The organism is Actinoplanes solisilvae (assembly GCF_003999975.1).
GTDB classification, from domain to species: domain Bacteria; phylum Actinomycetota; class Actinomycetes; order Mycobacteriales; family Micromonosporaceae; genus Actinoplanes; species Actinoplanes solisilvae.
Genome location: NZ_RJAC01000008.1, coordinates 83,633 through 95,322, shown reverse-complemented (window position 1 = coordinate 95,322; position 11,690 = coordinate 83,633). Strand labels below are relative to the sequence as shown.

9 protein-coding genes, 1 tRNA gene and 2 pseudogenes are annotated in these 11,690 nt (G+C 67.5%); 8 read left to right on the top strand and 4 right to left on the bottom strand.

The genetic code is table 11. The annotated features are described in order from the left end of the window. Window positions 1-21: 21 nt before the first annotated feature. From EER30_RS21550 to EER30_RS21540, 3 genes are all read right to left on the bottom strand, one after another. Window positions 22-1,017 (bottom strand): AAA family ATPase, encoded by a 996-nt coding sequence (locus tag EER30_RS21550; RefSeq protein ID WP_432417560.1) that lies wholly within the window; start codon window positions 1,015-1,017, stop codon window positions 22-24. A 3-nt stretch (window positions 1,018-1,020) separates the two neighbouring features. Next, a complete protein-coding gene (locus EER30_RS21545; RefSeq protein ID WP_240670212.1) occupies window positions 1,021-3,630 on the bottom strand; it encodes a fibronectin type III domain-containing protein in 2,610 nt (869 codons plus the stop codon). 154 nt (window positions 3,631-3,784) lie between these two features. Beyond that, window positions 3,785-4,918: a fibronectin type III domain-containing protein gene (locus EER30_RS21540; RefSeq protein WP_127502309.1), complete on the bottom strand. Its 1,134-nt coding sequence runs from the start codon at window positions 4,916-4,918 to the stop codon at window positions 3,785-3,787. Window positions 4,919-5,092: 174 nt separating this feature from the next. On the opposite strand from EER30_RS21540, the gene EER30_RS21535 reads away from it, so the two are divergent. From EER30_RS21535 to EER30_RS21510, 7 genes and pseudogenes are all read left to right on the top strand, one after another. Beyond that, window positions 5,093-5,177 (top strand) — tRNA-Leu (locus EER30_RS21535). A 181-nt stretch (window positions 5,178-5,358) separates the two neighbouring features. Further along, window positions 5,359-5,577 carry a hypothetical protein gene (locus tag EER30_RS21530; RefSeq protein ID WP_127502308.1) on the top strand — a complete coding sequence of 73 codons (219 nt, stop codon included), beginning with the start codon at window positions 5,359-5,361 and terminating at the stop codon, window positions 5,575-5,577. Beyond that, window positions 5,570-6,463 carry a tyrosine-type recombinase/integrase gene (locus EER30_RS21525; protein ID WP_127502307.1) on the top strand — a complete coding sequence of 298 codons (894 nt, stop codon included), beginning with the start codon at window positions 5,570-5,572 and terminating at the stop codon, window positions 6,461-6,463. The genes EER30_RS21530 and EER30_RS21525 overlap by 8 nt, the downstream gene beginning before the upstream one ends. Before the next feature lie 136 nt (window positions 6,464-6,599). After that, window positions 6,600-6,794, top strand: a complete 195-nt coding sequence (locus EER30_RS21520) for a hypothetical protein (RefSeq protein WP_205650344.1) — start codon at window positions 6,600-6,602, stop codon at window positions 6,792-6,794. Next, window positions 6,787-7,014: pseudogene (locus tag EER30_RS48795) on the top strand (IS5/IS1182 family transposase); the annotation flags it as partial. The gene EER30_RS21520 and the pseudogene EER30_RS48795, both read left to right, overlap by 8 nt. 130 nt (window positions 7,015-7,144) lie before the next feature. Continuing rightward, the gene (locus tag EER30_RS21515; protein WP_127502306.1) at window positions 7,145-7,495 is read left to right on the top strand and encodes a hypothetical protein; all 351 of its coding nucleotides are present in this window, start codon (window positions 7,145-7,147) and stop codon (window positions 7,493-7,495) included. A gap of 298 nt (window positions 7,496-7,793) precedes the next feature. Beyond that, window positions 7,794-9,250 (top strand): annotated as a pseudogene (locus tag EER30_RS21510) (ISL3 family transposase). Here EER30_RS21510 and EER30_RS21505 read toward each other — a convergent pair. Further along, window positions 9,243-9,887: a TetR/AcrR family transcriptional regulator gene (locus EER30_RS21505; protein ID WP_127502305.1), complete on the bottom strand. Its 645-nt coding sequence runs from the start codon at window positions 9,885-9,887 to the stop codon at window positions 9,243-9,245. The pseudogene EER30_RS21510 and the gene EER30_RS21505 overlap by 8 nt on opposite strands. An 84-nt stretch (window positions 9,888-9,971) precedes the next feature. Between EER30_RS21505 and EER30_RS21500 the strand changes: the two genes are divergently transcribed. Beyond that, window positions 9,972-11,480, top strand: coding sequence for a GMC family oxidoreductase (locus tag EER30_RS21500; RefSeq protein WP_127502304.1), 1,509 nt, complete (start codon window positions 9,972-9,974; stop codon window positions 11,478-11,480). Window positions 11,481-11,690 lie beyond the last annotated feature (210 nt).

Sequence of the window (11,690 nt, the reverse complement as noted above, 5' to 3'; positions counted from 1 at the left end):
CTCCGTCGGCCGGGGGAGTGTTCACGCCCCGGCCGGTGCTCGGTTGCTGTCGGGCAGGGGCACCGGCACCGAGCGCACCGCGTCCCGCAGAACCTCTTCCGCCGTCACCCCGCGAAGCTGCGCGTCCGCCGACAGCAGCACCCGATGGGCGAAGACCGGTTCCAGGAGGGTCTTGAGGTCCTCGGGCAGAACGTAGCCCCGCCCGTTGATCAACGCGTAGGCGCACGCGGCCCGAGTCAGCGCGATCACCCCGCGCGGGCTCACCCCGACCCTGACCTGCGGATGGTTGCGTGTCGCGGCCGCCAACCGCACCGCGTACGCGTAAAGCGGGTCCGCGATGTGCACCCGCGTGGCCATCTTCACCATCTCGCCGATCACCGCCGTCTCGGTCACCGGCTCGATCGTGTCGGGGGAGCGCAGCGCCGCCCCGCGCAGCACCTCGACCTCGACCTCTTCGCTCGGGTAGCCGACCGACAGCTTCACCAGGAACCGGTCGAGCTGCGCCTCCGGCAGCCGATAGGTGCCGTCCATCTCGACCGGGTTCTGCGTGGCCACCACCAGGAACGGCTGCGGCACCGGATGCGGCACCCCGTCGACGGTGACCCGCCGCTCCTCCATGACTTCCAGCAGCGCCGACTGCGTCTTCGGCGACGCCCGGTTGATCTCGTCGGCGATCACGATGTTCGCGAACACCGGCCCCGGATGGAACTCGAACCCCCGCGACGCCTGATTGAAGATCGTCACCCCGGACACGTCCGACGGCAGCAGGTCGGGCGTGAACTGAATCCGCCGCCACTGCCCCTGAACCGACGCCGCCAGGGCCCGCGCCAGGGTCGTCTTGCCCACCCCCGGCACGTCTTCGAGCAGCACGTGCCCCTGCGCGAACAACGCCGTCAACGCGAGCCGCACCACTTCGGGTTTGCCCAGCACGACCGCGCCGACCCGTTCGGCCAGCGCGTCCGCCACCTCAGCGAAGCCGCGGATGTGGTGCGGCGGCAGTGGTTCCGTCACGATCAACCCTCAGCAGGCCGGCAGGTCGTCGAGGTCGTCCCCGCCGTCGAGGTTGAGCCACGCCCACGGGATGAAGTTCTTGCCGCCGTAGTTCACCTGCACCCACCAGGTGCTGCGTTTCTGCTTGTTGTAGATGTACGAGTCCACGTCCTCGCCGGCCTTCTTGCAGTACGCCTGCAGCCGTGTGCCGGGTTTGGCCCAGCCGACCTGCCGGTCGTTGTCCTGCCGGGTCACGCTGAAGATCTCGTTGCCGTTGCGCCCGGACCGGTCCTCGTCGCAGTAGGTAGCCGTGTCCCCGTTCTCGCCGTTACGGCAGGTCGCCGTCCCGAACAGTGCATCGGTCGTCGCCACCGGCTTGGCCGTCACTTCCCCCGCCGCGTTCTTGGCCGTCACCGTGAACGTGTACCGCGTACTCGGCTTGAGCTTCGCCACCTTCAGGCTCGTGCAGTTGCCCGACGCCGTGCCCCCGCCGCCGGAGGCAACCACCGAGCAGGTCGCCGTGCCGCCGCCCGCGTCGACGCTCATCGAGACCGTCGCCGTGTTGAACGTCGGGTTCACGCCGGTCACCGTCACCCGCGGCGCCGCCACCGTCCGTGCCGTGGCCCGCCCCGCCTCGCCCTCGCCGGCTTCGTTGACCGCCCGCACCTCGACCGCGACGGTCGTTCCCGCCCCGAACCCGTTCAGCGTCGCCGACGTGCCCTCGGTGACCTCGGTCGTCTTCCCGCCCGCGCTCACCACGTATTTCGTGATCGGCCGTCCGTTGTCGTCGGCCGGTTCCCACGCCACCGCGATCGTCCCGGCCTGATCGCCCACGGTCGCCGCGTCGACCCCGCCCGGCTGTCCCGGCTTCGTGAACGGCACGACACTGTCGCTGACCGGCGACGCCTTCGACCCGGCCCCGCGCTCGTTGACCGCCACCACCGTGAACGCGTACTGCTTGCCGTACTTAAGGTCCTTCACGACCAGGCCCGGTTTGGCCGATTCACCGATCGGAGCGCTGCCGCCCTCGGAGATCGCCGTCACCGTGTACCGCCGGATCTTCAGCCCCTGCCCGTTCGCCGCCGGCCAGCTCACCGCGACCGACCCGTCCGGCCGTGCTTCCGCCGTCACCGCCGTCGGCGCGTCAGGCACCTCAGCCGTCGGCCGCACCGAGTTGCTCGTACGCGCCGGCCCCTCGCCCTTGCGGTTGACCGCCCGCACCGAGAACTCGTACGTCTCCCCGTTCACCAAACCGGTCACGGTCAGCGCCCGCTGGTCGGCGCCGACCTGGAACGTCCGCCCCGCCCCCGCCACGAGATAGCGCGTGACGACCGCCCCGTTGTCCCGTGCGGCCTGCCACGTCACCCGCGCCTCGGCGTTGCCGGCCGCCGCCCGTACGTTCCGCGGCGCGCTCGGCTTGCTCACCACCGGCTTCTTCGGCTTGGGCGGCGCTTCCGGCGGCTTCGGCGGAGCCGGCGACGGATCGCCCCCGAGCACGTCATCGGCGTACTTGTCCACGGTGCGCACCCCGTGCGACCCGTCCACGACCCGGGCCGTGGACGACCCCGGCGCGTTGATGAACAGGTAGCCCTCACGAACCTCCAGCTCGAGCGGCCCACCCGGCGACGGGAACGTGATGTCCTTCTGCCGCTTACCCGCCGAATCGAACACGCGCACGGCCCCGTCAGCGTCGGCCACGTAGAAATAGCCCTGCCACGCCACCGCCGGCTGCATGCCGTCGCTCTCGCCCGGCACCACGAACTCGCCGCGCAGCCCCTCGTCACCCACCACGTACACATGACGCGAGTCAGGCACGGTCACCGGCACCTGCTTGCCGTCGACATGCGCGGGCAGCGTCCCCGGCCCCGCGAGCGGCAGCGTGACGCTGGTCTTACCCTTCTGGCTGTTGCGCACGGTGTGCAACGCATTGGTCGTACGGTCGAGGACCGCCACGCCGTCGTCCAACGTGCTCAGAGCGAGATCATGGAACGGCTCGGCCACGGACTCGGTCCGTACGCGCTGGGGACCTGCCGCCGGAGCCCCCGAAGCGGTCGGAGCCGGCGTGATCGCCGTGACCGTGCCCTCGCTGGGCGCCGCCACCCACAGCTTGCCCTCACCGTCGAACACGCCACCCGCGATGCCCGGCGCGAACCGCAACGGACCGCCGAGCGCCCCCAACGTACGCGGGTCGAGCTGCTGCACCTGCCCCTGCACAGCGTCGATGACGAACACCGAGTCTTCGTGCAACGCGACCCGCACCCCGATGCCCGAGGTCGTGGAGGCGTTCCAATACTCCTGAAGGGTCGTCAGATCCATCGACCCGACCGCGCCCGTGTTCACGTCGCGCAGAATCACGAACCGGTCGTTCTGCACGATTTGAAGGTCATGCCCACGGGCCTTGGCCACGTCGACCCGAGTGTCCACCTTGGCGGTCACCCCGTTGATGCGCGCCGCCTCGCCCTGCGACCTGCTCCACACCCACGACGCCGCGTCGAAGCTGGCCACCGCTTGATCGGCCGACCCGAGGCCCAGCACGGTCAGCCCGACCCCGCCCGCGAGGCTCAGGACGGTAGCGATCGTGACCAGGTAGCCCCGGCGCCACCGACGGCGCTGCGGAACTTGCTCAACTTGGCTGGTCACGGCCGTTTCCCTCCCCCGTGAGGTGTGGCACCTGGTGGTCAAGGACGCTGGCCATCATAGGGGGATGGCGATGGATGCCGACACCCGGACCGTCACGGTTGTGGATAACCCCGGTCGCGCTAAGTGATCAAGCTTCGCTGTGGGTGAACGCGAACTATCGCGGAGTAGCGTTGGCTCGCCGTGTGCACGTCTGCGGCGACGTGGCGAACCGATCCCTCTGGTACACGGCCACCACCGCGAAGCAGTAATCCAACGACGGATTCAACCCGCTCATCTCGAACGACGTCTGCCCAGGTCCCAGCGTCCCCGCGGGCTTCAGCTCAACCCCCGGCCGCCCCATGATGACCATGAACGACACAGTCCCCGCCGTCGGATCCTTCCAGGACACCCCGATCGCCGAACCCCTGTCGCTGAGCCTCACGTCGAGAGGCGCGTCCCCCACAAGAGTTGGCACATCGGACTCCCCACCCGAGCCCCCCACCTGACCAGCCAGCACAACCACCAACGCTGCAACAGCAAAAACCGCGGCCACCCCCGCCGCCACAGCCGCGAACACGCCCAGCCCTTTCCGCTGCCCGTGCGTGCCCCTCTCCGCCCCCAGACGCGGCACGACGACCGGCTGCAGAACCGTCGGCTCCTCAAGCGCCCCTCTGAGCGGTGCTGTCACCGGACCGACCCCGACACGCTGCTCGACAGCAGGCGGTCCCACGACCAGGGGCAGAGGCCGCTCCCGCGCCGTCCCGCCGGCCCTGCCGCTCCCCACGGGCCCGATCTGCTCTTCGCCGCCGAACCGCGACACCGGGGGAGTGGCCACCTGGCCCTCGCCCGACCGGCTCCCGCCGCGCCCCGTCGTGTCCGCCCCCAGGTAGGCCCGAGCCTTCACCACCGCCGGATGCTCATCCCCAAGAACCGCCGGTCCGAATTCCGCAACCCGCGAAAAGGCCTTCCGAGCCTCATGCCGATTCCCAAGCTCCTCGGCCACGACCCCGATGTCGTGCGAGATCCGCACCATCAGCGGATCAGCGTCCCCCAACCGCCACTGCCCAGCCGCGTACGCCTCCTCAAGCACCCGCCGAGCCCCCACCGGATCATCCCCACGCTGCAGCACGACCCCCAGCTCGAAGGCCGTACGCAAAACACCCGGATCATCCTCGGAAAGATTGACCCTCCCCAGTTCCACCCCATGCTCGAGCACGGCCCGGGCCCCCGCCAGATCCCCCGCGGACACCAGCGCATGGGCCCGCTGCCACACAGCCGCGAGCGGGGACGATTCCGACACGAAGGCCATGCTGCCCCCAACCGGAACCCAACACCAGACCCCAGCCGGCACCCCCGACGAATGCCCCGGAATGTCCCACCCCCACCCCTGCTTCAACCCCTCCGGAGGGCCGTGTAAAGTTCTCTCCTGTGCGGCCCGCTGGGACGCCGACAGAAGTCGGCCCTCAACGGTCCAAACATGCAGGTCCGGGTGGCGGAATGGCAGACGCGCTAGCTTGAGGTGCTAGTGCCCTTTATCGGGCGTGGGGGTTCAAGTCCCCCTCCGGACACTTTTGTACCAAATGTCGGGTTTAAGCGAAGGCTTAGACCCGATTTTTTGTGTTAGAGCGCCGCTTGAGGCACGTTTCTGGCGCATCCGTCACACGCTTCCGTGTTCGAGCGGGTTGCGGGGACGCATGGCAACCGGTCGGCAACCTACGTTGCCGCTCAGCGGTGACCGACGAGATCGGTATGACTCGTTTCGAACCACCACAGGTGTCAGCGCGCCCGTCCGAGGGCGCGATCGCTCCGGAGCGGCCCGCCGGCCGGCAGGGGCCGAGGGCGTTGCCCGCCATCCGCGGCATGTCCGTGCGCCGTGTCATCGGCGAGGACGGCCGCCTCGACCGGCCGTTGCCGTGGCCTGCGGGCACGACCGTCGACGTCAGCCTCGCTGGGAGCCACGATGCGTAGGCGAGTCCCGTCGGTCGAGGAAGCTATCCCGAGAGCGCTGGTCGGCCTCGCACCACGCAGCCGTGACCTCTACGCCTACTACCTGCAGCTGCTGGCGGAACGGCACGGCCACCGCAAAATCGACCAACTCGCCGTCTCGGACATCACCGAACTCGGCGTCTGGGCTCAGGCGATGGCGATCAGGCGCAGCACCTCGGTCAACGGAGCCAGCGCCAGGGAACACGCCATCGCCGCCTGCCGTCGTCTGTTCGACACCGCCATCGCCGACGGGCACCTTCTGCACAATCCCGCCAGGGCCGTCCACAAGCCACCACGGCGAGACAGCCGACGAACGGCGCTCACCGACGATCAGGTAGCCGACGTATTCAACGCGGTACGTGACGAGGAGACCGGACTGCTCCGACTCCTGCTCGAAACCGCGTGCCGGCGAGAAGGGCTACTCAACCTAACTCCTGAAAAGTTGCACCCCGCTCGCCAAACGGTCCTGCTCGACGAAAAGGGCAGCACCGTACGCGAACAACCCGTGTCCCAGCTCATGATGGAATACCTACTGCAACCCTCATGCCCGATCTACTCGTGGACCCGGCGCAGGCTCGATGGCCTGTGGGAGCGTGTACACCGCAACGTGGCGTGGGCTGACGAGGTCGGCCTGAGCACGCACTGGTTCCGACACACGACGATCACCAACGTCGAACGTGTCACCCGCTCGCCCGTGCTCGCGGCGGCGTTCGCCGGTCACCGACTCAACAAGTTCGGGGCCACGGCCACCTACATCGCGCCCTACGGCGTGACTGACGTCGCCTGGGCCTTCACCCAAGTCTTCGGCGGCACCCACCCACTCGCGCGTCCGACAAATGCACTCTCCGAAGTCGAAGCCTCCGACTGAATGGCTCGCTCGAAGCCAGCTGGGCTGGCCCCGTTCGACGGACGGGGCCGAGCCTCGCGCTGCTCAGTCGTCTGCTCCAGAACGAACCAGGCCAGCGCACCGAGATGCATGGAGGCGACGACTACGCCACACCACGTTGACCTGGGTCGAACGCAACTTCGGCTACGGCATCGCCCGCGCCTACGCCGGGCACACCGACAAGAAAAGCGCGCCCACCACCAAATACATCAAAGCCAACCTGCCCGCCGTCGCCGCCGCGCTCGCCGCCCTGACCGGCCAACCACATCCACTAGCAGCCTCACTCGCAGAACTCGGCGCGCCCCGGGTTTGATGGAGACGGCGGCGGTATGCGAACCCCGTTCGAACGGCGCCGGTTCCGGCCGAAGCTGCCACGCCGACAGAAGGCCGTCAACCACGCCCGCGGCGAACGCGCGATCACATTCCTCAAGACTCAGAAATCCTGGCCAAGCTGCGCTACTGCCACGCCAGCGACCACCATCGTGCAATCCATCCTCCTCCTGCACCACATCGAAGCAACCCACTACGCAGGACAAAAAAGCTCCATGTGTCTGACGCTTCAACAATTCGGACTGAAGGCATGGCCGTCCGTCACGTTTGTCTATGAAAAGGGCAGGCTCGCCTCGTCTGAGGCGGCAGCCCTCGACCTGTTGGAGGTAATCGATGGCCAGCAAGATCAAACGCAGGGTTATTGCTGGTGCGGTGGTGGCATCAGTGACCGCCGTGCTCGGTTCGACAGTAGTTGCCTCGCCCGCGTTTGCCGAAGACGGTGGAGAGGTCAGGGTCGCCAGCGGCCAGATTGTTGCACGTTACGAGAACGACCCGGCCCTCGGCGGCATTTACGTGTCGATGGGGAACTCCACCGGCAGGCCAGCAACGGTCTGGTGGCACACCGGCCCGACCACTCAAGGCGAAATGTCGGTCAGTAATGGGTTCGGCTTCCGTCGCTCAGCCGACCATATCGTGAACATCACGCTCTGCGTCACCGACACCTGGCAGTGCACGACGGGCTGATCGGTATTGTCGAACACCCGATTCACACGATAAGGCTGTCCCTAAGGGTGTGGTCACCGCCGAGCAGCGGTGACCACACCCTCGGGCCTCGACATCAAGGGCCGCATCCCCACCCGCCACTTGCGAGAGTTCTTTAGCAGCAACGCCAACGTTGGGCGGCACACGGGACTGTCAAGAAAACGGCTCTGGCGCTCTTTCGGTGGTAGCGCAGTGCGCTCGCGTCCATGGTGGATAGTTATGTCGGTGTGCCTGTGATGATCTTGTAGGGACGGTGTTCGGTGGGCTGGCGCCTTTGGTGATGGAGAAGATCGAGGACGCCGGCGACAGAATCATGGTGAGGGCGGGTAGCGGCCGCATGTCCGGATTGCGGCGCGTCGACCGAACGGGTGCACAGCTTGCATCAGCGAACGGTGGGTGATGTGCCCGTCGACGGGCGGCGGGTGCAGATCGTGGTTTCTGTGCGGCGGCTGGTCTGCCGGACATCCGGATGCCGCCGGACGTTTCGTGAGCAGGTCCCGGGCGTCTTGCAGCGATATCAACGGCGGACCCCACGTCTTCAGGCTCTCGTGGATGTGGTGGCGCGTGAGTTGGCCGGGCGTGGTTCGGCCCGGTTGCTGGCGAAGCTGTCGATGCCGTTGTCGCGGCATGCCAGCCTGCGGGCACTGCTGCGGATGCCCCGTGACGCGCTGCAGGTCCCGCGGGTGCTGGGGGTCGACGATTTCGCGCTGCGGCGGCGACAGCGCTATGCCACGGTGCTGATCGATGCGCAGACACGGCGGCGGGCGGACATGTTACCCGACCGCAACGCCGACACCCTGGAAGCTTGGCTTCGAGAACACCCCGGCGTCGAGGTGGTCTGCCGGGACCGTTCCGGCGCCTACGCCAAGCCGTCCGCCGGGCCCTGCCCGACGCGATCCAGGTCGCCGACCGGTGGCATCTGTGGCATGGCCTGGGCGAAGCCGCCGGTAAAGAGGTCGCCGCGCACAGCGTGTGCTGGGCCAAGGCCGGCCGCATGCAGGACGGACCTCGGGCTCAAAGCACCCGGGAGCGTTGGCAGCAAATCCACGCCCTGCTCGATCAGAACGTCGGCCTTCTCGAGTGCGCTCGCCGGCTGAACGTGTCGCTCAACACCGTCAAACGCTACGCCCGCGCCGCCGAACCCGAACGCCTGCAACGAGCTCCCCAATACCGACCGACGCTGGTCGACCCGTATCGAGAACACCTGCGCCGCCGCCGCGAACAAGAACCCGCAATCGGCAACCTGCAACTGTTCAAGGAGATCAAAGCCCTCGGATATGCCGGCAGCATGAACCTGCTCGTCCGCTACATCACCCAAGGCCGCGTCGAAGGCGACCGCCCACCGATGTCGCCACGCCGGCTGACCAGCCTCGTACTGACCCACCCCGATCACCTCACCAACCAGCGCGAACACCGCCACCAGCTGACCACCGCCTGCTCCGAAATGATCGACTCACCGGTCTCGTCGACTCGTTCGCCGCCCTGCTCCAACCAGGCGAAGCCAACAGCGCACGCCTGGACACATAGATCGACACCGTCCGGGCGGCCGACCTGCCCCACCTGCACACGTTTGCCCGTGGCCTCGAACTCGACCACGACGCCGTCCACGCCGCCGTGACCATGCCCTACCACAACGGCGGAATCGAAGGCGTCAACACCAAAACCAAGCGGATCATGCGTCAGATGCACGGCCGAGCCGGATTCAACCTGCTACGCCACCGCATCCTCCTCAACTGAGATCACCCACGCTCGCCACCGAAAGAGCGCCAGAGCCGTTTTCTTGACAGTCCCGCGGCGGAGCGACGTCAGCCATAGGCTGAACGAGCTTTTCTGCGGCGCGCACCACGGCCGCTCGGAGCTCCTGGCGGTTCGGTCGCGCCTCGGAGGTTGATCCCGGCAGCCGGCGTTCGGTTGTCATCAGCCGGACGATCCCGAGCAGCATGCTGAGCAGGATGGTCGGATCCCAGGACTGGTCGATGTCCGCGGCTTTCTGGGCGCGCTGCAGGTCCTCGACCTTGTCTTGGTAGACGCGGGCAGCGTGAAGGCGGAAGTCGCCGCTTCCGTCAAGGCTGATGCGATCGTAGAGGCGGACGGTGTCGGGTTCCGCTACATAGTGGTCGAAGAGGCGCCCCGCGAAGCCCGGCACGTCGGTGGCACTGAACCGCACCGCGTCGGCGGTCGACTGAATGACTTCGACACACACGGCGTCGAAGAGCTCCTCCTTGGTCGCGAAGTAGGCATAGAGGCGTTCCTTGCTCGCCTGTGCGTTGGTAGCGATGCGGTTTATCCGGGCTCCGGCGAGCCCGTGCTCGGCGAACTCCTTCTTGGCCTCCGCGAGGATCCGCTGGCGAGTGGCCTCTCCTGCTGCACGCATGCCTCAAGTTTACTTGCCAAACCATTTGGTTCGGATTAGCCTCGTCAAAGCTTCGATCGTAGGGAAAATTTGGGGGGATTTGTCGTGTACGACTACATCGTGGTGGGGGCAGGCAGCGCGGGTTGCGTGCTAGCCAATCGGTTGTCGGCCGACCCCGCGCGACGGGTGCTCCTGCTGGAGGCCGGCCCGGCTGACGCGGTGCCGGAGATGGCCGACTGGCGGGCCTGGAGCCGGCTTCTGGGTTCGGAGGTGGACTGGGGCACCCGTACCGTCCCGCAGCGGTCTGCAGGCAACACCGTCTTCCTGCTGTCGCGGGGCAAAGTCCTCGGCGGTTCGAGCGGGATCAACGCTTCCATGCACGTACGTGGCCATCGCGCGACCTACGACAAGTGGGTAGAAGCGGGAGCCAAGGGATGGGACTACGACAACCTCCTCCCGTACTTCAAACGCAGTGAGTCCGCGCCCGGCCGGGACGCCGCCTACCGCGGCACCGACGGACCCATGCTTGTCACCCCTCCGGCCAGGACGGGGATGCTCCTGGACGCCGCGTTCGCCGCGACCGTGGCGGAGGGACACCCGGTGAGTGCCGATCTCAACGCAGCCGACATGACCGGCGTCAGCTGGCACGATCTGACCGGCATCGAAGGGAGACGGCAAAGCGCCGCAGACGCCTACATCAGGCCTCACCTCGACCGTCCCAACCTGACCGTGATCACCGACGCACTTGTCCACCGTCTGGTCATGGAGGGCCGGCGCTGCAGCGGAGTCGAGTTCACCGTGAAGGGGCAACCGACACGGACAGAAACCGCCGGAGAGGTGGTGCTCTCGGCAGGAGCGTTGGGCTCCCCGCACCTGCTGATGGTCTCGGGCATCGGCCCCGCCGCCCACCTGCGCGAGATGGGCATCGAGGTACGAGCCGACGTCGCGGGTGTCGGAGCCAACCTCCATGAGCACCCTCAGGCGCTGCACGTCGTGCGGACCTCTCCGTCGGGTCCCGCTCCCAGCCGCCCCGGGCTGGTGGACCGGTTCGTGCTCCGCTTCCGCACCGACCCCGCGGAACCCGACCCGGACGGCGAAGCCGTGTTCCTCGACTACCCGCTTCCCTCAGCCGACGGCGGTGCACCGCAGAAGGGTGTCACCGTGGCTTTCGCATTGATGACACCCTCGGCCCGCGGTTCCGTCCGGCTCGCCGGGCGCGACATCGACACCCAGCCCCTGGTCGATCCGAACTACCTGGGCGGCCCTTCGGACATCGACCGCATGATCAAGATTCTGCGCACCGTACGCAGGATCACCGCGCGGATGGCCTGGCACGAGGAAGAACTACTGCCCGGGCCCGACGTTCGGAGTGACGAAGAATGCGCCGTCTACCTCCGCGACAGCATTCAGCCCTTCTGGCATCCAGCGGGCACCTGCCGCATGGGCAATGACGCCGACGCGGTCGTCGACTCGAACCTCCGGGTCATCGGAGTGAGCGGGCTGCGCATCGCGGACGCCTCCATCATGCCGACACCCATCTCCGCCCACAACAACGCCACCGTCCTGGCCATCGCGGAAAAGGCAGCCGACCTGATCGTCCCCGCCCAGCACTGAAACGCCAACTTGAACTCGGCGGCAAGTCAGCACCCGTCGCCGTTCAAGGCATGCAAGAAAGCCAGGACCGGGTGACGGGACTGCCCCGGGTTCAGTTTGAGTGAGTTTCGTCGCCACGGCGCTGCCCGGTCGAATTATCGGCCCGGCAGCGCTGTTTTGTCTCTTTGGCGCCAGGGCCGGTCGCTGTTGGTCGGTGGCCCGTTTGAGTGT